Here is a 20,765-nt window from a genome sequence, read left to right on the forward strand (position 1 = left end):
AGCAGGCTCGCTCCCACAGGGAATGGCGTTCCAAGGTGGGAGCGAGCCTGCTCGCGAACAAAAACAGCACAGCCAGCGAGAATCTCAACCCTTGATGAACCGCGCCCGATATACCCCCGGCGCGCACCCCAGCCAGCGCAGACACGCCCGGTTGAATCCCTGCACATCGCTGTAACCCAACCGATCCGCCACTTCCACCAATTCCAATGCCCCGGCCTGCAACAGGTCCTCGGCCCGGTAGTGGCGATACTCGTCAAGCAGTTCGCTGAAGGTCCAGCCCAACGCCTTCAGGCGCCGTGCCGCCGTGCGCTCGAGCACATGCTGCGTTGCGCAGAATTGCTGCCAGTGCGCCGTCGCCAGATCCTCGATCAGGTAATCGCTGAGCTGTTCCAGCAAGGTCGGTTCACTGTGACGGCGGGTCTGCTCCAGCAAATCGATCAAGGTTGCTTCCAGCGCCGGATTGCCCGGCGTCAACGGCATTGCGAACAGCTGCGGATCCAGTTGAATCGCCGCGCATGGCTGCTCTGCGCTCACCGGGGCGCGGAACGCTGTTTCGTGTTGTTCGCGGCTTGCCGACACCAGCGCCACACCCAGCACCGGGTCACCCTTCAAACCGCTGGCGAGCAACTTGCGTCGCACCAGGCTGCACAGGCTGACAAGGATGTAATCGGTCAGCGCTGCCGGAGCACCGAGACTGCCCGTCTCGAGCAGACGCAGCGTGACCCCACGGTGTTCACGCATGATCTCCATGCGCAAATACCCGTTGAAAAACGCAAAATACTCGGCGAAAAACTCGCAGGCACGTTGCAGCGACACGGCGACATCGAACAGATAGGTCAAACCGTTGGTGGCGGTCGAAACAAAGCGTTCACCCGCCGCCAGACCGATCGACGGATCTCCGCTCTGCTCCACGGCAAACGACCAGAAGCGCCGCGACATCAGCAGCGGCATGCGCATGAACGGCGTGCGCAGATCAGACAGGCTGCGGCGCAGTTGGGCTTCGATTGCGCCTTGGGTAATGCCGCGCGCGAGCAATTCTTCAATGGCCGGCAACAGGGTCGGCGCGTAAAAGGCATTGGCGGCGAACGGCGTGAATTTGCTCATCGTGCGCAGGCTCTTGCGGTCATCGATTGGCGGTCAGCAAACGTTGATCGACGCTAAGGATCGCCTCGATCATCGCCCGCGCGGCAGGTGTCAGGGTATAGCCGGCGCGGCTGACGATGCCGTAACCCAATTGCAGTGCCGCCTCGTCGTGCGGTACGTCGACAAAATCGAGCAACTCGATCAGGCCCTCGTCGAGCTGTTCACGCAAAGCCTCAAGCGTCGCCAGACCCACGGCATCAGAGCGCAGGACCACACGCTGGATGGCGTCGAATTGTGCACACTCCACGCTCGGCGTGAAGTCGGACTCACCGAGGATATCGGCGAGCACCTTGCGGATCATCGGTGGAATGCGCGTGCCGACGATCGGGTAATCGAGCAGGGCGCGCAATTGCAGGTCTGCCTGCGCAACCAGCGGATGCCCGGCGCGACAGAAAAACCGTCCCGGCCGCCTGCGCAGCTGGTGCACCTGATACTGCGGATCACTGACGAAGTGCCGCGCGTCCGCGACGAAAAACTCGATCTGCTGTTCGCGCAACCACAGCGACAGTTGCTGCCAGTCGCCTTGGTGAAAGCGCGTGCGAATCGCCGGATGCGCCTGAATGAAATCGGCCAGCGCTTCGGGCACCAGCACTTGCGCCGGATACGGGCCGCAACCGAATTGCAGTTCGCCGCCGGTGAGGCCGTTGTATTGCGTCAATTCATTGTGCAGTGCCTGACTGCCGGCGAGCAGGCGCCGCGCGTGCTGCAGCACCAATTCACCTTGCCCGGTCAGGCGGAATTCACGGCTGCTGCGCTCGACCAGCGCGCAATCGAGGTCGCGCTCCAGCGTCTGGATGCTGCGGCTGAACGCCGGTTGGCTCAAGTTGATCGCCTCGGCGGCGCGGCCGAAATTGCGACAGTCTGCGAGGGCGACCAGGTGGCGAAGCTGGCGAAGGTCCATCATGCGTCTCCTGCATTTTGCGGATACTTTTAATGCATTGGATCGATAGCACGTCCGCTGGCATAAGTACACGCCTGGTCTTCCATGGCACGCCTTCATGTCCCAGCCTGTGTTCGCTTCCAGCGCTTTTGTCCGCACGATTCTCGCTCATGCTCGGCAGTCCGGACTGTGCCCGCAACACTTGATGGCGCGCGCCGGGATTTGCCCGTCAGTGCTCGCTGGGGCGCATCAATTGATCGCCGCACGATCGGTTGAACAGTTGTGGCGTGAGTGTGAGTGGGCGGGGGTGGCGCCGACGTTCGGCTGTGAACTGGCCGACGGGATGGCGACCGATTGCCTGCAAGGACTGAATATTCTCCTCGACTCGGCGGTGACCTTGCGCGCCAGTCTGAAGTGCTTCATCGACTGCTTGCCACGGGTTATCAACTACGTCGCGGTGGAGTTGGTCGAGGCAGGCGACGTTGCTCATTTGCGCCTGAGTTCGCTGCAGGGGCCGCTCCATCATTTCGCTCTGGACGCGGCGGCCGTGACGCTGGTGCGCAATATTGCCCGGCGGTCAGGCAGGGCGCCGGGAGATTTGTTTGTGAATGTCAGCCTGCGCGCTGCGCAAATGGCCGGGAGTTTGCTGCGTGAAATTGGTGTTGCGGTGGAGCAGGGCGAGCACCTGCGCCTGACATTGCCGCGCTCATGTCTCGATCAGGCCTTGCCTGGCGCCAATCCGTTTTTGCACCAAAGCGTGCTGCGCCACTGGCACGCTGAAGCCAGCGCACCTGCGCGCCAGGACAATCTGACAATGGCGAGCCACTGGCTGACGGCGGGCGATCAGCCGATCGAGCGCATAGCCGAACGGCTGGGCTATCGGCAGCCCAGTAACTTTATCCGCGCGTTCCGCAAACAGTTCGGGACTACGCCGAAGCAGTTTCGGCTGAACACTGGGCAGGTCTGTTGAACGCAGGATAGAGGTGTTTGATCGTCTTTGAGGGTGTCAGCAAGATTTTCCCCCTCACCCCAGCCCTCTCCCCCAAAGGGGGCGAGGGGGAAAGGGAGCCGATCTGCGTGTTATTCAAAATTGAATTCAACTCGGTATCCCAAGTCGGCGTACCTCGTCCATGCAACTCGGTCGGTCCTCTCTCCCTCCGGGAAGGGGGCTTATGACTCATGGGAGCCGATCTGCGTGTTATTCAAAATTGCATCAACTCGTTATCCCAACTCGGCGTACCTCGTCCATGCAACTCGGTCGGTCCCCTCTCCCTCCGGGAGAGGGCTAGGGTGAGGGGCTTTTGACTTACGGCGTGACGATATTGAACTGCGGTCCGAATGTATCCAGGCTGCCCATCAACAGCCCGAATTTCTGACCATTGCCCTGCAGCTTCACCAGCCCCTTCTGCATCGCCGTCGGGAAGTCCAGTTGCTTGAGGCTGATCTTTTCCAGCGTATCGCGGCTGAGGCTGACACTGGCATCCGCCGCCGGATTCAGGCCGGCGCGGTGAGTCAGCACGCCGTTGCGCAAGGTCAGGGTGAAATCCCTTTGCACGTCGTCGAACGTCCAGTTCAGCGTCAGGTCATTGGCCACGGCTTTGTCGCTGTCCAGGCGTACCGCGAGGTAGTCGAAGAACATTTCCGGACTCATCGCCCGCACCATGTCCGCCGACACGGAATTGGCTGATCGCGGCGGCACGCCGTCGCGCAGTTCCATCGCCCCGGTCAGGTACATGTTGCGCCAGGTGGCGTTCTCGCTTTGATAACCCAGCTGCTCCAGCGTCTCGGCCTGAGCCTTGCGTGCATCCGCATTGTCCGGGTCAGCGAACAGCAGCTGATTGCCCAACTGCGCGGCCCAACGGTAGTCCGCACTGGCCATCGCACTGCGCATTTTCTCCAGCACCGACGTGGCACCGCCCATGGCCTCGACCGAGCGTTTAGCCGCATCGACCGGCGGCAGCGGGTTGAGGTTGGCCGGGTTGCCGTCGTAGAAACCCATGTAACGCTGATACACCGCGCGCGTATTGAAACTCAGCGAGCCGTAATAGCCGCGGGTGTACCACTTCTGATCTAGCGAGCCGGGCAGTTTCTTGATCGCCTCGGCGATTTCCAGCGGCGTCAGGCCCTGGTTGAGCAAATGCAGGGTGCGGTCGTTGATGAAGGCGTACATGTCGCGCTGATCGGCGAGCAGAGTACGAATTCGCTCGCCGCCCCAGGTCGGCCAGTTGTGCTGAGCGAACAGCACGTCGGCTTTGTCACCATAGCGCGCCAGGCTGTCATCGAGGTATTGCGACCAGGCCTTGGCATCACGCACTTGCGCGCCGCGCGGAGTGAGGATGTTGTGCATCATCTGCGTGGCGTTCTCGGCCATGCACAAGGCTTTCAACTCGGGGAGATACAGGTTCATCTCCGCCGGCGCTTCGGTGCCCGGGGTCAGTTGAAATTCAACTTGCAGGCCAGCGATGGTGCGAGTTTCCAGCGGCTCGGCGATCAGGTCGGTGGGCGCGATCAGCGTGACCGTGCCGCCGCTGGGCGCGCTCTTGCCAAGGCCAGCGTCGACCTGACCTTTTTCACTGCGCGGCAACAGACTGCCGAACTGGTACTGCGCGCGGCGGCTCATGGCATTGCCGGCCATGACGTTCTCGCTCATCACGTGTTCCATGAAACCGACCGGCGCATAAACCTTGACCTTGCCGGCCTTGACGTCGGCCTCATCGATCACCCCGCGCACCCCGCCGAAGTGATCGACATGAGTGTGACTGTAGATCACCGCAACGACCGGTTTGCGCGGTCGGTTGGCGTAGTAGAGATCCAGCGCAGCCCTGGCGGTTTCGGCGATGGTCAGCGGATCGATGATGATCAGCCCTTCGTCACCTTCGATGATGGTCATGTTGGCCAGGTCGAGGCCGCGCACTTGATACAGCTTGGGGCTGACCTCGAACAGACCGGCGTGGGCGTTGAGTCGGGCTAGTCGCCACAGGCTCGGATTGACCGATTCCGGCGCCTTGTCCTCAGCGAGGAAGTCATAGGCGTTGACGTTCCAGATGACTTTGCCAGCCGCGTCTTTGATCTGGCCCTTGAACGGCGCGATCAAACCTTTGCTGACGGATTCGAAATCGGTGCGGTCGCTGAAAGGCAGGGTTTGCAGCACGGCAGCGTTGCTTGCGGCGGTTTGCACGCTCGGCGCCACCGGACCGTCAGCAGCGAGCAACGGCTGGCTCAGGCAAGTGGTGATCAGGCAGGTCAGCAGGCCACGCGGGCTCAGGATGAAACGGGGCATGGGTGTCTCCGGTTTTTTATCGTTATGGCCGAACAACCGGCAGCGTAGGATGCGGCGCAAGGTTGGCGATGATCATCAGCGGACAAAAACCATTCAGGGCCGCTATCCTAGGTCCAGGTTCACTGATCGGGTTTGCCCATGCTTGAGGTTCGCGACGTTTTCAAAAGCTATGCCACGCCACAAGGCGTGTTGCCGGTACTGCAAGGCGTCGACCTGACGCTGGCGGCCGGTGGCAGCCTGGCGCTGATGGGCGAGTCGGGCAGTGGCAAAAGCACGCTGCTGCATCTGGTGGCGGGGCTGGACAAGGTCGACAGCGGCAGCATCCGCAGCGGCGAACATCGCCTGGAAGCCATGAGCGAAGCGCAACTGGCCAACTGGCGGCGTACAGAAATCGGTCTGGTGTTTCAGCAGTTCAACCTGATCGGCAGTCTGCGCGTGGAAGACAACCTGGCCTTTCAGGCGCGCCTCGCCGGGCGCCATGAGCCACGCTGGCAAGCGCATCTGGTGCAGCGTCTGGGTCTTGGCGATCTGCTCTCGCGGTACCCCGAGCAACTCTCTGGCGGCCAGCAGCAACGAGTCGCATTGGGCCGGGCATTGGCCTCGCAGCCGAAATTGCTGCTGGCCGATGAACCCACCGGCAGCCTTGATGAAGCGACCAGCGATGAAGTGCTGCGGCTGCTGCTCGAATTGCTCGATGACACACCGACGACCCTGTTGATGGTCACTCACAGCCAGCGCGTTGCGGCGCGATTGGCCCAGCGTGTGGTGTTGTCGAACGGGCGGGTTGCCTGATGATCTGGCGGCAAACCCTGCGCGCGCTGCTCAGCCACTGGCGGCGCCATCCCGTGCAGTTTTTCAGTGTGCTCACCGGACTGTGGCTGGCCACCAGTCTGCTCACTGGCGTCGAGGCGCTGAACAGTCAGGCACGTGACAGCTATGCGCGGGCCAGCCAGATGATCGGCGGCGAACCGCAAGCCAGCCTGAGCACGCCGAACGGTGCGCCTTTTCCCCAGCGCTGGTTCATCGAGCTGCGCCGCCAGGGCTGGCCGGTGTCGCCGGTGCTGCAGGGCCGGCTGACACTCAAGGGCCACGAAGACCAACGCATTCAGGTGATGGGCATCGAGCCGGTGTCGCTGCCGACGGACTCCGCAGTGGCCGGGCAGGCGATGCCGATCGAGCGCATCGTCGAATTCTTTAGTCCGCCGGGCAGCACCTGGATTTCTCCGGACACCCTGCAAATGCTCGGCTTGCGCGAGGGTGAGAGGCCGCAAACCGTCAGCGGTCATCAACTGCCGCCGCTGCTCGCACAGAAAGACATGGCACCGGGCCTGTTGCTGGTCGACATCGGCGTCGCGCAAAGCCTGCTCGAACAACCCGAGCAATTGTCGCGGCTTCTGTTGCCCAAGGACTTTCATCAAGATTTACCGGCCAGTTTCAGCGATCGCTTGCAGCTCAAAAGCAGCGGCGAAGAAAACAATCTCGCGCGGCTGACCGAGAGCTTTCACCTCAATCTCGATGCCTTGGGATTTCTGTCGTTTCTGGTCGGTTTGTTCATCGTCCACGCCGCCATCGGCCTCGCTCTGGAACAGCGCCGAGGCCTGCTGCGCACATTGCGCGCCTGTGGTGTCAGTGCGCGAACGCTGATCGCGTGTCTGGTGGTTGAACTGGGCGGGCTGGCACTGATCGGTGGGCTGCTCGGTGTGATCAGCGGCTATTGGCTGGCCAGCGTGCTGCTGCCGGACGTCGCCGCCAGTCTGCGCGGATTGTACGGCGCGGAGGTGGCGGGACAGTTGCGTTTGAGCCCCTGGTGGTGGTTCAGCGGCATCGGTTTGAGCCTGTTCGGCGCGTTGCTGGCCGGGGCCAACAGTCTGCTGCGGGCGGCGCGTCTGCCGTTGCTGGCGGTGGCTGATCCGCAGGCCTGGCATCAACAGTATTCGCGCTGGTTGCGTCGGCAGGGTTGGCTGGCGACAGCGCTGCTGGCGATTGCGCTGGCCGCGCTGATCTGGGGTGACAGCCTGAGCAGCGGTTTCGTGCTCATGGCCGGGCTGTTGCTCGGTGCCGCGCTGGCCTTGCCGGTGCTGCTCAGCGCGTTGTTGAACCCGTTGCTCGGGCGTAGTCGGTCGGTGCTCGGCCAGTGGTTTCTCGCCGACTGCCGCCAGCAACTGCCAGCCCTGAGTCTGGCGCTGATGGCGCTGCTGTTGGCGCTCGCCGCCAATATCGGCGCCGGCAGCATGACCGCCGGTTTTCGCCAGACCTTCAACGACTGGCTCGAACAACGCCTGAGCGCCGAGTTGTACATCAACCCGACCAACCCGGCGCAGGCCCGCGAAATGCACAGTTGGCTCAAACAGCGGCCGGATGTGACCGCGGTGCTGCCCAACTGGCAGGTTTCGGTGACGCTGCAAGGCTGGCCGGCCGATGTCTACGGCATCATCGACCACCCGCACTATCGCCAGCACTGGCCGCTGCTCGACAGCAGTGGCGGAGATCCGTGGGGAAAACTGGCCGCGGATGATGCAGTGATGCTCAGCGAACAACTGGCGCGACGCCTGAAACTCAAAGCGGGCGAGCATCTGCGCATCCCCACGCCAAACGGCACGTGGTCGCCGCGCATCGTCGGCATCTACGCTGACTATGGCAATCCGAAAGGGCATGTGCTGATCAGCAGCGATCACCTGCTGCGAGGCTGGCCGCAGCTCACCCCGAACCGCTTCAACTTGCGTATCGATCCAGCGCAGATTCCGGCACTGCTCAACGCCTTGCAGGCGCGCTTTGAGCTGGATGACAACCGCATCATCGATCAGGCGCGGCTCAAGGGCTGGTCGGTGCAAGTCTTCGAACGCACCTTTGCCGCGACGGCGGCGTTGAACAGCCTGACGTTGGCCGTGGCTGGCGTGGCGCTGTTCATCAGTCTGCTGACCCAGAGCCAGAGTCGGCTCAGTCAACTTGCACCGCTGTGGGCATTGGGCGTGACACGTAAACAACTGATGCTGCTCAACCTCGGTCAGACCTGGCTGTTGGCGATACTGACTTTGTTGCTGGCATTACCGCTGGGTATCGCGCTGGCATGGTGCCTGGATGCGGTAATCAATGTGCAAGCGTTCGGCTGGCGACTGCCGTTGCGGGTGTTCCCGTTGCAGTTGTTGCAACTGATGGGCCTGGCGTTGCTCGCGACTTTACTGGCCTCGGCATGGCCGCTGTATTCGTTGTATCGCACGCAACCGGCGGATTTGCTGAGGACGTTTGCCCATGAGGATTAACGGCGTCGTGCTGATGCTCGTGTTGCTGCTCGGTGGTTGCGATCAGCCCGCACCCGAGGAGAAAGGCTTCGCCGGCATGGGCGATCAGGCGCAATCGTTCACCCCGGTGGTGCCCGGTCGGATGTTCAGTTTCCCTGCCGATCACGGCGCGCATGATGGTTTCCGCATCGAGTGGTGGTACGTCACCGCCAATCTCAAGGATCAGCAGGGCAATGATTTCGGCGTGCAATGGACGCTGTTTCGCAGCGCCCTGAAACCGCTCGCCGAGCAGGCCGGGTGGGGCAATCAGACGATCTGGCTTGGTCATGCGGCGGTCACCTCGCGTTCGGTTCATCACGCCGCCGAGCGCTACGCCCGCGGCGGAGTAGGGCAGGCCGGGGTGCGGCTGGCGCCGTTCGAGGCGTGGATCGATGACTGGATGTTTGCCAGTCAAGCGCAGGATCCGCTGAGCGATATGCAGCTCAGCGCCCGCGATAAAAATTTCGCGTATCAGCTGCGCCTCACCTCCAGCCGCCCGCTGGTGCTGCAGGGCGACAGCGGCTTCAGCCAGAAATCCGAAGAAGGCCAGGCCTCGTACTACTACAGCCAACCTTTTTTCCAGGCCAGCGGCACGCTGCAGATCGATGGCCAGACTTACACCGTCAGTGGCCCGGCATGGCTTGATCGCGAGTGGAGCAGTCAACCGCTGACTGCCAACCAGACTGGCTGGGACTGGTTCTCCCTGCACCTGGACAGCGGCGAACACGTGATGCTTTATCGCATGCGGCAGAAGGACGGCGCGCCTTATCTGACCGGCACGTGGATCGCCGCTGACGGGCAGATTCAGACGTTGCGCAGCGAGCAGATCAGTCTTGTGCCGCAGGACACGGCCAAGGTGGCTGATCGGCCGATGCCGGTGAAATGGTCGATCCGTATTCCTGACAAGAAGCTCGATATCAGCGTTGACGCGATCAACCGCAATGCGTGGATGGATTTGCGTATCCCGTACTGGGAAGGGCCGGTGAAGATCAATGGCAGCCATCCTGGCCAGGGCTATCTGGAAATGACCGGGTATTAACGGCAGACGCTGTCTCATTGTGGGAGCGAGCCTGCTCGCGAAGGCTTTTTGTCGGGTGCTGAGGATTTTTGGCTGAGTACATATCCGTTGCTGCGGTAACGGCTGCTTAGGGTTCCGCCCTTACGGCGGGTCACCTTTTTCAAACGCCAAAAAGGTAACCCAAAAGGCTTGCTCCTGCGTTCGGCCCTCGCAGGCTCGGGTTCCTTCGCTGCGGGATCGATCCGGGCGCAGCGTCTCCGGTTTGCTTCGCTGCACCTACACTCGCTGTGTACGACTGCGTCGTACGGTCGCTGCGCTCCCACGCCCGGATCAATCCCTCCGCTCAGCCTTCCGACGTCGCCGGTGGATCAAGATCAAAAGCAGGCGAGCTGACACTCGACCCAAGGGCGAACGCGGAAACTGTAGGAGCTGCCGAAGGCTGCGATCTTTTGATCTTGCTCTTGCTCTTGCTCTTGCTCTTGTAGGAGTGAGCCTGCTCGCGATAGCTATCTCAAAGACACCGATGAATAGCAGAGTTACCCAATCCCTGTGGGAGCTGGCTTGCCAGCGATGGCGTCCGTGCCTTCACCGCTGAGCGAACTGACTGGAACTCTCGCCGGCGCCCACCGCTCTACCAGAAACCCGCCATTTTCGGACTTAACCATGAGCGACGACCTGCAACTCCCAGACCTCGAAACCTGGCAGCGCCTGTTCGACGATCAGACCCTTTGGCAGCAATCGCCTGACGCTCACTATTTCGATCTGCAGCGCATCGCCGACGACCTGCTCGGCCAAGGGGCGATCGATCTTGAGCAATGGCAGTTGCTGCGCGCCAAAGCCGACGATTTGCACAAGCAAACGCCCGAGGTCAACGTCGCCCGTGAACTCGAAGATCCCGAAGCCTGAGGACTCCTGCCATGAATACGACCATTAACCAGAACGACAACCCCGACGAACCACGCCCGGCCGGCGAAACCGAACGCGACAATGACGCACTGCGCCCGACCGATCCCAAGCAGCGGCAGGACAGCGGCAAAGGTACAGCGAGCGGCGAATCCACCGCCCAGGAGACCGCCAAGCCACACACTCGCGGGCCACAAACCCAAGTCAAGCCCTGAACAGCGTCTATGCTCACTGGCACGCCCGCCGCTGAAGTCGATTCGGCAGCGGGCGTCGCCACTTCATCACAGGGAAAGTAATGCATATGAAGCTCGACGCTCTGGCCAAGGCCATCACCCTCGCAACCCTCCTTTCTGTCTCCAGCTTCGGCGCTCTGGCTGCCGATATCCCATTGTCTGCCACCGTTGAGGCCGATTCCGTTACCACCAAAGTGCTCGCCGTCGACCCGGCCAACCACCAGGTTGTGCTGGAAGGCCGCGAGGGCCGTCAGGTCCATGTGCAGCTCAGCGAGAAAGCGAAAAACCTTGCCAATCTCAAGGTCGGCGATCTGGTGAAGATCGAAGTGCAACGTTCAGTTGCCGCTTATCTCGACACGGATGTGGATAAAGGTCTGCCAGGCACCACCGAACGCACCGGCGAACTGCGCAAGGCCCCGGGTAGCGACAACCCTGGCGGCGAGGCCTATCGTCAGGTTCAGGTGCAGCTGAAAATCAGCAAAATTGATTTGAAGACCCACCAGGTCACCCTCGAGAATCCATCCGGACAATCGAAGACGCTCGATGTGAAGAAGCCGGAGATTCAGGCCAGGTTGAAAGATCTGAAAGTAGGGCAGAGCGTAATTGTCACTTACACCGATATCCTGAAAGTGACCAGTCAACACGATAGTTGAGCATTAGCTCTACAACTTTATTGCTCTTGTACAATTTTATGTATGAGAGCAATCATATAAAAGTTTCTGTCGGACAATTCTGGGGAAATATCGGAAAGGACGGTCTTTAACTTTTCAGTACAAAAATTTCATATTTCTACCTGACGACATATTCACAGGATTGAATTAAAATCCTCGGCGTTCGCCCAGTGTCAGGGCTCTTTACCGGTGCATGGATTGCCAGGCCATAACACTGGGCGAACTCCAACGACGGTAGTTGTATACAAAAGTTAAGAACAAAAAAGGGCGACTTTGAAGTCGCCCTTTTTGTTGCCTGGAATCAAGCCGAAGCCTGCATGCCAGACTTGTCTCGCTGCCCCCGTAAGCGCTTGAGCGTTGCCTGATACATCTTCGTGCGGCGATGGTCCTTGCCATACGTGCCTGCCGCCGCGACGGTGCCGGCCTGGATGTGATCCAGATAGCGGAAAATCGTCCGTGGCGAGAGAAACCTGACGCCATAGCCCAACTCGATCATTCGATCCTGCAGCGTATAACCCGGCACCCGATCATCCATACAGAAGTGCAACCCTTGTGACTTCATCAAACGCACATTCCACAACGTACAAAAACTTTTAAGATGCGTTTCTTTATACGGGCGTGGCGGTTTCGAACGCAGCCCGAAATGAACTTTGAGCCGGCGAACATGGTGTTTGCAGAATCTCGAAGTCAACCGCCAGGTATCTCGCAATAACCCACGATCAATTTGCTCCACACAACCGACCGCCGCCATGTCTGCACTTTTCGTGCATTCGCGCATCATTATCGCGAACACTTCCATGTCGTAGACAAAGGTGTCGGTGTGCAGCAGAAACAAGTAGTCGGTCTCAACTTTAGCCAAGGCCAGATCCAGCGCCTTGCCATGGGCAATATGACCCGCTTCCTTGCCTGGCGACGGCCGCTCGATCAGATTGATCCAGTCCAGCGAACGCAAGTAATCAAGGCTGGCATCCGCCGAATCGTTATCCACCACCCACACTGGAATGCCCTGCGCCTGAACATGCTCGCGCAACAGCTCCAGGCACATGCGGGTGATATCCGGGGTTTTGTAATTGACCAGCACGAGGCTGAAGTTGGATTGCGGCTGGGAGGGTAGATCGAAGGCTTTCATGTCGGAGGGACTCATCCACGGCTCAAGACGACGGGGTTCATGGGCCGGGATGCTAGCGGGGGAAGCTTAGGTGAAGCTTAATTTGCGGATCAGATTGGTTGATCAAATCAAGCGGGGTTATTCAGATCCGACATTGCTTTCCGATACATGCTGCGACCAATTGGTTTTGTCGTGTGCCCAGAACTCCGGTCATCCGCAAAACCTGTGGGAGCGAGCCTGCTCGCGAAGGCGTCTTTTCAGTCGCATCATCGCCGACTGTTACCCCGCTATCGCGAGCAGGCTCACTCCTACGGTTGAACGGTGCGGGATCAGGCTGCCATAGGCGTCGTAATCGTTATGGCGATCGCCTTGCATCAGCAGGCGATTGCCTTTGACGTGGCGAGGTTCGCCGCAGGCAGTTCATTTTGGCTGAGCAGGTTGCCTGCGGGGTCATGGGCGAAGCTTTCTGGCATAGCGCCGCGTACGCTGATCAGGCGATCCAGTGGATCGTAGTGAAAGCTGCGATTGCCTTTGCGGCTGTCGTCGATGCCGGCGAGATTGCCGTTGGCGTCGTAGGCGTAGCGTCGTAGGATCGGGCGGTTCGGCACGTCCACGACGTGGCCTGGAAGTGGTTGCGCTAGCCCTGCTGGGAATCATCTTTCTGCGCGGTGGTGTCGCTGGTCGCCGACACGTTGAGCTCCCGAGGCCGTTTGCCTTCATGAAACACTTCGGTGAGCAGCCAAAGGTTATTCCACCTGGCTTTCGGGTGTCGGTCAGCTCGAGGAATACCTGTTGACCAAAAAAGTCATCGGCAGAAGTGGGCAGACATGGGTATCACGGCTTCGCAATTTTGTAGTCTTACCGGGCGATGGTATGTTTGTCCTTCAGACGCACCTAATAAGGATATTGCCTGTGTTACGTCAGTTTGTGCTTGCCCTTCCTGCCTTGATGCTCTTGGTCGGTTGTGAGGCTGAATCGGGTTCGCTGCCGACTAGCAAAACCTTGTCGCCCGAGAAGGTGGCCGCCATCGCAGCTACCGTGAAAACGAAATATCCCGATCTCTCGGCTGAGCTTCGTGACAAGGTTCTCAATACCGTAGTTCAGTCGATTGACAACATGGTCTTTGTCGAAGGTGGCCAGTTTGATATGGGAGACTTCGGCTGGATTTGTGAATACGACGAAAAAGATGTTTGTACCTGGCCTTGCGGGCAGGATCCGGAGCAGCTTTGTAATATCAGCCGTGATGGTAATGATGACTTTGTGCATCCGGTTAAATTGAGTTCGTATTATATTTCTAAGTATCAAACGACTATTGGCGAATTTGATGTATTTTTTTCTACGCAAGGCAGGGAACTGTTCGACGCCGAATATCGCGAGAGAGCGGATTTAAAGAGCATGTACACTCCCAACCTGCCAGCACCGACGAAGCACTGGCAAGAGGCGAAGGATTTTTGTAAGTGGGTGGGCGATTTGAGTGGTTACCCAGTAGATCTTCCGACTGAAGCCCAGTGGGAGTTCTCCGCACGCAATCGCGGATTGCATATACTTTTTCCGACGAGCAACGGAAGTCTGAATTTTGGTAAAAACTTTCCCTTAGAAGGGGAAGGTGGGACATTTGCGGTAGATCGATTTCCACCAACCCCTCTGGGTATTTTTAACTTGTCCGGGAATGCGACGGACTGGGTAAATGATTGGTACGATAGAGATTATTATAAAAAATCTCCCGTTGATGATCCGCAAGGGCCAAGTACCGGAACAGAAAAAGTAAGACGGGGTTCCAATTATCCTGAGGCGCCTTTATCAGCTGCACCGATTGTACGACGCTGGCCCGATAATCCAGACCAGGACGCCTACTATCCTGGAACTGGATTCCGTTGTGCGGTCCAAACGGGCGAACCGCTTAGATGATAATAAAGGACAAAGGCGCTACAGGCGCCTTTGTTCAAGCCAGACCTTCGAAATGGTTACTACGTCTAGCTGCCATAAGAGTTCGCTCTTTGCGCCAAGCTAAACCGGGCATCCATGCAATTGTTCCATAAGCTTGCGTCGCTGAATCAATATTCACCGCCAATGTTCCGATGAAACGGTTAAATTGTTGTTGCTCTGCGCCATCTAGCAGAGAGTTTAAGCGGTTCAGGCTGTCCATGGCGTTAACTTTGCTGCCATCCTTAGAGCAGTGTTCCAATACTTCAGTGAAATGCTTCCAGCTGCGTAAATGCGAAAGAAGAAGGACGATTGCTTTTTCTTGATCCTCAGCCCATGACTCTACAAAACTTTCAGTTAATAAGTGAAGCATGGGGCCAATTGTCTCGGGTGGTAGCATGTGCAAGGGTATGATTTTTTTGTTGATGTTAATCGATTGATTGCTCAGTAAATATTTGGCAAGGCGTTGGGCCTCTTGTTTTGTGGCTTCGCGCCTTTTCCACCACAACGACATCTTGATGAAACCACCTTCAAATGCCTCACTCACAGACTGTCCTGGGTTTGTTGCGATTTTAAACAGGCCTGCCGCCATGTATTGAAAAGCTTCTTTAGTTACTGCTAGCTGGTAATGGAAATCTGCTTTTGATAGAGCATTGCAGAAGACGTAGATCAAGTCACCGATCTTCTCGAGGTCGACTGCTGTACCGAAACCACCTCCTGCGCCAGGTCCGAAAACCAGACTCGCTTTGCAATTTATTGCTAAACGGTTATTGGTGATCTCAATCCCAAAATCAAAACTAGCCCCAATACCCAGCGCCGCGTTTCCTTCAGCCTTGATCTCGACCAGGCCGGACCAGTCTGTGCTGCCGCTGTCGTTCGCCTGTCCTGCGACGATCTTGCCGACCCCTTGTTTGGTCGAATCAAGCCACTTCAACGTGCCGGTGACGGTGCCGCCGCCTTGCACGCCGGCAAAGGCGTTGCCTTTCAGTCCCAGGCTGCCACCGCGTTTTTTGTCGACGGCCATGTCGGGCGGGCTTAGCAGCGCTGTTGCCCCGGAGGCTTCTACTTCCTTGGGTTTGTATTGGGCTTTGACGCCAGCTTGGCCTTGGGCCGTCGCGCCAGCGAAACACGATAGCTCGACCTTGCCGTCGAGGCGGAAGATGCCGATGTCGCTGACGACTTCTTTGCCTTCGGCGTTGCGGTAGGGCATGCGCACCACGTAACCGCCCTGATCGGGAAAGTAACTTTTAAGCGCAATCGAGCCTTCAGCCAGCGAGATGGCGGCGCTGGCTTTGACGCCGACTTCGACGTTGCCTTTGCCGGGCTCCCAGCTGTTGATCCCGGCGCTGGCCGTGGCGGCGAAGCGGAAGGCGTGGGCTTCGGCCGATACGGCGTATTTGGCCGAGTCGGCTTCGTTGGATGTCCACGAGCATTCTTTATGCAGGGCGTTGAGCAGGTTGTCGTCCTTGCTAGTCCAAGAGGTGAACTTGGCCTCGAGGCTGCCCAGCGGGCTGGTTTTACGGCCATCGCTGACAGCAGTGCGAATGTCCTTTAGCAAGTCCTTGGCCAGATTTTTATCCAGTGGTTTGCCACGCATCACGGTGGTCGGTACTTTAACCCGCCAGGTGAATTCTTCTCGGGTGCGCACTGGAATGTAGTGGCGCCGGGTCGGGTCGCTGAAGGATATGTACTCGACGACGGTAATGCCGGTTTTGACCTGCTTGCCTTTCTGCGTCTCGGTACCTTTGCCTTTGCCGTGCTTGAGATCCGGTGCCGCACCGTTGGCACTGGTGGAGCTGTCGCCGGCTTCGGCTTTGCCTTGCGCGGCGATGCGGGTGCGCAGCGATTGGATCTCGGCGTTCAGTTCAGCGACTTTTTTCGCGCGCAAGCCTTCCCAGTTGGTTTCCAGATAGCTGCCTTCAAAAGCCGGCTGGGGCGTGTAACGCTGATACCAGTCGCGGGCCTTCTGCACCGTCGCCAATTGGCCTTGCAGGTCTTCCTTGCGCTCGATGACAGCTTTCGGTTTTGCCACAACCGGAGGTGAGCGCTGCAGCAGCCCGGCTTCTTCAGCCTTGGCGTTCCAGGCATCCTTGACGCAGCGTGTGCAGGTGCAACTGGCTTGCGGATCTTTGGTCTTGGCGCACAGCCTGGCTTCGGTCGCCTTGGCGAGATTCTGGTGCAGCTCGTCCATGAGCTTTTTGACGAGGTCGGATTGCTTCTGCAGCTCTTTCGACTCTTTTTCCGTCAGCACGTAAAAGTGCTCGTCGCCGGTGATGTGGATGACGTCGACCAGTTCATCCTTGCATTCGACTGCGCCTTTGACGGCTGTGGTGCTCTTGTTCTCGGCGTGTTTCGGCGGCGGCAAAACCTTGGCTGCCGGCAATTGCAGCGCCCATCCAGGCTTGATGTGGTTGGGGTCGGTGATGATCGGATTCAGCGCTCGTAGATCGGCCACGGAGCATTTGTTGGCGGCGGCAATGCTGCCAAGAGTGTCGCCGCTCTTAACGGTGTAGGTGGTGCTCATTGCTCATCGTCCTTGTGATTCACAGGCTTTCCAGTTGAGTCAGCTTGTCGCCGAGCGCTATGTCGTCACGCGCGAGCAGCTCGGTGGCGGGCGGCTGCTTCCAGAATCGGTCGCCACGCTGGATCGCTACGCGAAGCCAGCGCTCCTGATCGGCCATCTGCTCGTATCCCGTATCTTTTGCGGCCAGTAACTGGCGATGAACGAACTCGACGCTGTCATCCGTCGGCAGAACCTCGCGGTAATCGTCCGCGAAGCGCGTGGCGATGACTCTGAGCCGGCCCTGTTCGATCAATGCCTGACGTTCTTCGCCCACGTATAGCCATGCCGGTGGCTGTTTGGCCGTCGGCGGGGTGTGAGGAGGTTTTGCGTAGAAGCGCCAGCCAATCTCGTTACGCCATGCCAGCGCGCTGAACGGCCCCATGAACTGCGCTCTTTCGTTTTCGTCGAGTGCAAGCAGCAACGGTTCGAGCCAGCGCGGATCGAAGAAACGCATCATCTGTTGCGGTTCTTCATCGGTGCGCACGGTCAGCAAGCTGCGCCAGTGTTCCACGCCCTGATCCAGCAAAGCGGAGTCGCTTAACCAGGCGACGCAACCTGCATCAGACTGCTCCAGCAACGTATTGACGTAGGGAGCAACTGTCTGCCTCTGCGGATACAGGACGACGTATGGACCTGCTGACTGCAAGTCTGCGTAGGGGGTGTTGGTGAACAGTGGAAGGCAGCTGGGGCGGTACAGTTCGTCACTCTGGAACAAGTGACTGAGCAGATCCGCATCAAAGCTTCTGTCCAGAATCAGACACATCGCGCCTGTCGTCGTGAACTGTTTGAACGGCGATTCGATGGAGTTAATCATGCCGACGCACCGGGTTGGTGGATCGGGCAATGACCGCTCGCATCCAGATGACATGACGGAGTTGGCAACAAGACGCCCGCCTTCGATTGAGCCTTGAACGAACCGAGTGAAGGTTTCACTACCTGCCCAGCCTTATCTGCATCTGCCTGTTTCAAAGGTCCCGGCATCAACGGCGCCGCACCAGTCCCGCTTCCCGGGCTGCCTCCGGAGTTCATGTTGATCACCGGCCCGCTCAGGGTCACGCCGCCAGCGTCGATCTTGATAAAGCTGCCACCACCCACCAGCGTGAGTTCGGCGCCGGCTTCCATGACCACTTTCATGCCGCTGCTCAGGTGGATTTCCTGGCCTGCGTCGATGAACTGGCCGGTGCCGATCTTGATGTGCTGATTCACGCCGACGGTGAGGTGGTCGTTGGCGCGGGTTTCGACTTTGCGGTCGGCGTAGACGGTGTGGTGTTCTTCGGCCTTGAATTCGCTGTAGCTGTTCTGTTCGACGGTGTCGTGGCGTTCGTTGCCGACGCGGATTTTCTGGTCGTGCTCGATGTTTTCGTCCCAGTCGCGCTGGGCGTGCAGGTAGATCTGTTCCTGACCTTTTTTGTCTTCGATGCGCAGTTCGTTGTAACCGCCACCACCGATGGAACTGAGGGTCTTGAAGGTGCTGCGGGTCTTGTTCGCCGGCAGTGGATAGGGGACGGTGTTTTCCTTGTGGTACAGGCAGCCGCTGATCAGCGGTTGATCGGGGTCGCCTTCAAGGAACGTGACCAGCACTTCCATGCCGATGCGCGGGATGGCGATGCCGCCGTACTGGGCGCCGGCCCAGGCGCTGGAGACGCGCAGCCAGCAACTGGTCTTGTCGTCGGCCTGACCTTCGCGATCCCAGTGGAACTGGACTTTGACCCGGCCGTATTCGTCGCAGTGGATTTCTTCGCCTTTCGGGCCGGTGACCACCGCGCTCTGACTGCCGAGGATGCGCGGTTTCGGGTGGCGCAGCGGTGGACGGTTGGGCACGTCCCACGGCGTGGCCTGAAAGCGGTTGCGATAGCCCTGATGGAAATCGTCTTTCAGCGCCGTGGTGTCGCTGGTCACCGACTCTTCGAGCACCTGCGGCTGCTTGCCTTCGTGCAGGACTTCGGTGAGCAGCCACAGATCATTCCACTTGGCTTTCGGATGTTCGGTCAGGGCGAGGAAATGGCCGCTGACCAGCAGTGGCTGATCACTCTTGCCTTCGGCGAGCTGGAAGTCGCAGCGGTGGCGTTCGAGGGCGCGTTTGGCCAAATGCTTGCCGCGCTCGCGGTCGATGAAGCGGCCCGGGTAATCGTAGTCTTCAAGGTCGGGCAGGGCGTCGCCACGGTTCTCGCTTTCCAGGGTCAGGCGCGGTTTTTCGAAGTCGTAGTCGCGGCGGGTGGTGCGGCTGGTGCGGGTTTCCAGGCGCAGGTCGAAGCGCTTGATCACCGGGTTGCTGGCGACCATGCCGGAGTCTTGCTGATAGGGCACAGGGGCCAGTTTCGGGAACACCGTCTGGTCGTCACCGAACAGCAGTTTGTGGCCTGTTGTGGTGTGCTGGAAGTGGTAGTGAATACCTTCCTCTTCGCACAGGCGCTGGATGAAGTGCAGGTCCGACTCGTCGTATTGCACGCAGTAGATGCGCTCGGGATAGATCGAGCCGGTCTTGAATTCGTAGGCGTTGCTTTGGATGCCGTGCTCTTCGAGCACCATGCCGATGATTTTCGGCACGCTGAGGTTCTGGAAAATGCGCTGGTTGATGCGATGCGCCAGGTACGCCAGTCGCGGGCGCAGGGTCACCGAATAACGGGTCAGGCGCTTGCCGGAATCGCCTTGCGCGGCGCGGTAGATCTGGCCATGAATGCCGCTGCCGTCGGGCGATAGCTGCAGGAAGGCCGGTTTGTGCAGCAGGGTTTCGAGGTCCAGCGACGGCTGCTCACTGACCAGCTCCACCTCAAAGACAAAAGGCTGGCTGATGGCTTCCCGGCCGGTGAGGGTAAACACCTGAAAGTCAGCGGAAAGCCCTTCGATGGTCAGGGCAAAGTGGGTTTCATTGGCCGGCGCGAACATCCCTTGTTCCTCGTGCTGTACAGCGGCGCTCGTCGACGGCCGCAAAAAGCGGCTCAACGTACGCGAAATTCTGGAGGGGCGTAAACAACATCGACCAGCAGAGCTGGCCGATGCGTGTAACGGTCAGCCGTAATTAAACGACTGGAGCACGCCAGTCATCGGAACCCGAAGTACCGGATACTTCGTGGGTCCAGGTGATTTTGCGGTAGGTGAACTGCACTTCTTCCAGGTGGGTGAAGTGCGCGTTGCCCGGATCCTGGCAGTTGTGCATTTTGTTGTTGATGGCGACGATGATCGCGTCTTCCAGTTTGGTGGTGTAGTAGTGCTCTTGGGTGCCTTGGGCCGAAGTGCGGTACCACTGGATAACGATTTCGCTCATGCGCTCGCCGGAAGTCAGTGCGGCTTGCAGCAGAGGCGAAGCCTTGTCGTAGACCTTGGTGATCACGACTGGCTTGTGCACGCGCTGACCGGTTGGCTGACCGGATTGCGGGTCACGCGGGATGATCACGTCGTGGGTGAAAGCCTGAACCATGACCTGGTCTTCGTGGCCTTCCTGATAGGTGTTGCCAACGGAGTCGGCGGTGAACGCGCCAGCAGTGATCAGGCCTTGTTTTTCGCCGGTAACCGACATGTACGCTGGTGTTGCCATGGGGTGCTCTCCTTGCGGATAAATTGAGGGTGCCCGGAGGCGAAATCGCCCGGTGGGTGGCTGAGGGATATCAAGGAGCGTGCCAGGTTTGGAGAGGTGCCCGGCTGGCGGGGGCGCCATGGTGGTCGGTCATCTTTCGGGGCGATTTTCAGCGGAATAATCAGGAGAAAGTGCGCAAGAAGTTGCGCAGTACTGCGCAACTTCTTGCGCACTTGGCTGCAGGCCTTGCC

At 59.2% G+C, this 20,765-nt stretch carries 16 protein-coding genes and 2 pseudogenes; 8 read left to right on the forward strand and 10 right to left on the reverse strand.

What is annotated here, in order from left to right:
* Window positions 1–84: 84 nt before the first annotated feature.
* Entirely contained in the window at window positions 85–1,104 is a 1,020-nt protein-coding gene (locus DCO47_RS01505) for an AraC family transcriptional regulator (protein WP_065615049.1), read from the reverse strand.
* Window positions 1,105–1,123: 19 nt separating this feature from the next.
* The gene (locus DCO47_RS01510) at window positions 1,124–2,044 is read right to left on the reverse strand and encodes a LysR family transcriptional regulator (protein WP_064363974.1); all 921 of its coding nucleotides are present in this window, start codon (window positions 2,042–2,044) and stop codon (window positions 1,124–1,126) included.
* Between the two features lie 97 nt (window positions 2,045–2,141).
* On the opposite strand from DCO47_RS01510, the gene DCO47_RS01515 reads away from it, so the two are divergent.
* Window positions 2,142–2,993, forward strand: coding sequence for a helix-turn-helix domain-containing protein (locus DCO47_RS01515; protein WP_116657284.1), 852 nt, complete (start codon window positions 2,142–2,144; stop codon window positions 2,991–2,993).
* Between the two features lie 336 nt (window positions 2,994–3,329).
* Here the strand turns inward: DCO47_RS01515 and DCO47_RS01520 are convergent, their stop codons facing one another.
* Window positions 3,330–5,303, reverse strand: coding sequence for an alkyl/aryl-sulfatase (locus tag DCO47_RS01520; protein WP_116657285.1), 1,974 nt, complete (start codon window positions 5,301–5,303; stop codon window positions 3,330–3,332).
* A gap of 138 nt (window positions 5,304–5,441) precedes the next feature.
* Between DCO47_RS01520 and DCO47_RS01525 the strand changes: the two genes are divergently transcribed.
* From DCO47_RS01525 to DCO47_RS01550, 6 genes are all read left to right on the forward strand, one after another.
* Entirely contained in the window at window positions 5,442–6,095 is a 654-nt protein-coding gene (locus tag DCO47_RS01525; RefSeq protein ID WP_042609505.1) for an ABC transporter ATP-binding protein, read from the forward strand.
* On the forward strand, window positions 6,095–8,563 hold the full coding sequence (locus DCO47_RS01530) for an FtsX-like permease family protein (protein WP_371919851.1): 2,469 nt from the start codon (window positions 6,095–6,097) through the stop codon (window positions 8,561–8,563). The genes DCO47_RS01525 and DCO47_RS01530 overlap by 1 nt, the downstream gene beginning before the upstream one ends.
* Entirely contained in the window at window positions 8,553–9,620 is a 1,068-nt protein-coding gene (locus DCO47_RS01535; protein WP_064363979.1) for a lipocalin-like domain-containing protein, read from the forward strand. Before DCO47_RS01530 ends, DCO47_RS01535 begins: the two co-directional genes overlap by 11 nt.
* A 642-nt stretch (window positions 9,621–10,262) precedes the next feature.
* On the forward strand, window positions 10,263–10,505 hold the full coding sequence (locus DCO47_RS01540) for a hypothetical protein (protein WP_064363980.1): 243 nt from the start codon (window positions 10,263–10,265) through the stop codon (window positions 10,503–10,505).
* Between the two features lie 11 nt (window positions 10,506–10,516).
* Window positions 10,517–10,717, forward strand: a complete 201-nt coding sequence (locus DCO47_RS01545; RefSeq protein WP_064363981.1) for a hypothetical protein — start codon at window positions 10,517–10,519, stop codon at window positions 10,715–10,717.
* A gap of 86 nt (window positions 10,718–10,803) precedes the next feature.
* Window positions 10,804–11,388, forward strand: a complete 585-nt coding sequence (locus DCO47_RS01550) for a hypothetical protein (RefSeq protein ID WP_083353124.1) — start codon at window positions 10,804–10,806, stop codon at window positions 11,386–11,388.
* Window positions 11,389–11,707: 319 nt separating this feature from the next.
* Here DCO47_RS01550 and DCO47_RS01555 read toward each other — a convergent pair whose 3' ends face one another.
* The 3 genes and pseudogenes from DCO47_RS01555 to DCO47_RS27175 all read right to left on the reverse strand — a co-directional run.
* Complete coding sequence (locus DCO47_RS01555; RefSeq protein ID WP_116657287.1) at window positions 11,708–12,535, reverse strand: glycosyltransferase family 2 protein; 828 nt, start codon at window positions 12,533–12,535, stop codon at window positions 11,708–11,710.
* A gap of 273 nt (window positions 12,536–12,808) precedes the next feature.
* A pseudogene (locus DCO47_RS01560) lies at window positions 12,809–13,104 on the reverse strand (Rhs family protein); the annotation flags it as partial.
* Between the two features lie 50 nt (window positions 13,105–13,154).
* Window positions 13,155–13,283, reverse strand: a pseudogene (locus DCO47_RS27175) (hypothetical protein); the annotation flags it as partial.
* A gap of 23 nt (window positions 13,284–13,306) precedes the next feature.
* On the opposite strand from DCO47_RS27175, the gene DCO47_RS01565 reads away from it, so the two are divergent.
* Window positions 13,307–14,422, forward strand: coding sequence for an SUMF1/EgtB/PvdO family nonheme iron enzyme (locus DCO47_RS01565; protein WP_252874296.1), 1,116 nt, complete (start codon window positions 13,307–13,309; stop codon window positions 14,420–14,422).
* A 34-nt stretch (window positions 14,423–14,456) separates the two neighbouring features.
* On the opposite strand, the gene DCO47_RS01570 is transcribed toward DCO47_RS01565, so the two are convergent.
* From DCO47_RS01570 to DCO47_RS01585, 4 genes are all read right to left on the reverse strand, one after another.
* Window positions 14,457–16,961 (reverse strand): LysM domain-containing protein, encoded by a 2,505-nt coding sequence (locus DCO47_RS01570; RefSeq protein ID WP_116657289.1) that lies wholly within the window; start codon window positions 16,959–16,961, stop codon window positions 14,457–14,459.
* 19 nt (window positions 16,962–16,980) lie between these two features.
* Complete coding sequence (locus DCO47_RS01575) at window positions 16,981–17,814, reverse strand: DUF4123 domain-containing protein (protein WP_165839173.1); 834 nt, start codon at window positions 17,812–17,814, stop codon at window positions 16,981–16,983.
* Window positions 17,811–19,886 (reverse strand): type VI secretion system tip protein TssI/VgrG, encoded by a 2,076-nt coding sequence (gene tssI / locus DCO47_RS01580; protein ID WP_116657291.1) that lies wholly within the window; start codon window positions 19,884–19,886, stop codon window positions 17,811–17,813. Before tssI ends, DCO47_RS01575 begins: the two co-directional genes overlap by 4 nt.
* A gap of 133 nt (window positions 19,887–20,019) precedes the next feature.
* On the reverse strand, window positions 20,020–20,535 hold the full coding sequence (locus DCO47_RS01585; RefSeq protein WP_007949952.1) for an Hcp family type VI secretion system effector: 516 nt from the start codon (window positions 20,533–20,535) through the stop codon (window positions 20,020–20,022).
* Window positions 20,536–20,765 lie beyond the last annotated feature (230 nt).

It is taken from the genome of Pseudomonas sp. NDM (assembly GCF_003105095.1).
Lineage (GTDB): Bacteria > Pseudomonadota > Gammaproteobacteria > Pseudomonadales > Pseudomonadaceae > Aquipseudomonas > Aquipseudomonas moraviensis_A.

Excerpts from the sequence above, each read along its gene's own strand:
- DCO47_RS01520 (WP_116657285.1), bottom strand. The coding sequence starts at position 5,303 with ATGCCCCGTTTCATCCTGAGCCCGCGTGGCCTGCTGACCTGCCTGATC.
- DCO47_RS01545 (WP_064363981.1), top strand. The coding sequence starts at position 10,517 with ATGAATACGACCATTAACCAGAACGACAACCCCGACGAACCACGCCCG.
- DCO47_RS01535 (WP_064363979.1), top strand. The coding sequence starts at position 8,553 with ATGAGGATTAACGGCGTCGTGCTGATGCTCGTGTTGCTGCTCGGTGGT.
- DCO47_RS01515 (WP_116657284.1), top strand. The coding sequence starts at position 2,142 with ATGTCCCAGCCTGTGTTCGCTTCCAGCGCTTTTGTCCGCACGATTCTC.
- DCO47_RS01505 (WP_065615049.1), bottom strand. The coding sequence starts at position 1,104 with ATGAGCAAATTCACGCCGTTCGCCGCCAATGCCTTTTACGCGCCGACC.
- DCO47_RS01525 (WP_042609505.1), top strand. The coding sequence starts at position 5,442 with ATGCTTGAGGTTCGCGACGTTTTCAAAAGCTATGCCACGCCACAAGGC.
- DCO47_RS01585 (WP_007949952.1), bottom strand. The coding sequence starts at position 20,535 with ATGGCAACACCAGCGTACATGTCGGTTACCGGCGAAAAACAAGGCCTG.
- DCO47_RS01530 (WP_371919851.1), top strand. The coding sequence starts at position 6,095 with ATGATCTGGCGGCAAACCCTGCGCGCGCTGCTCAGCCACTGGCGGCGC.
- DCO47_RS01510 (WP_064363974.1), bottom strand. The coding sequence starts at position 2,044 with ATGGACCTTCGCCAGCTTCGCCACCTGGTCGCCCTCGCAGACTGTCGC.
- tssI (WP_116657291.1), bottom strand. The coding sequence starts at position 19,886 with ATGTTCGCGCCGGCCAATGAAACCCACTTTGCCCTGACCATCGAAGGG.
- DCO47_RS01575 (WP_165839173.1), bottom strand. The coding sequence starts at position 17,814 with ATGATTAACTCCATCGAATCGCCGTTCAAACAGTTCACGACGACAGGC.
- DCO47_RS01540 (WP_064363980.1), top strand. The coding sequence starts at position 10,263 with ATGAGCGACGACCTGCAACTCCCAGACCTCGAAACCTGGCAGCGCCTG.
- DCO47_RS01550 (WP_083353124.1), top strand. The coding sequence starts at position 10,804 with ATGAAGCTCGACGCTCTGGCCAAGGCCATCACCCTCGCAACCCTCCTT.
- DCO47_RS01555 (WP_116657287.1), bottom strand. The coding sequence starts at position 12,535 with ATGAAAGCCTTCGATCTACCCTCCCAGCCGCAATCCAACTTCAGCCTC.
- DCO47_RS01570 (WP_116657289.1), bottom strand. The coding sequence starts at position 16,961 with ATGAGCACCACCTACACCGTTAAGAGCGGCGACACTCTTGGCAGCATT.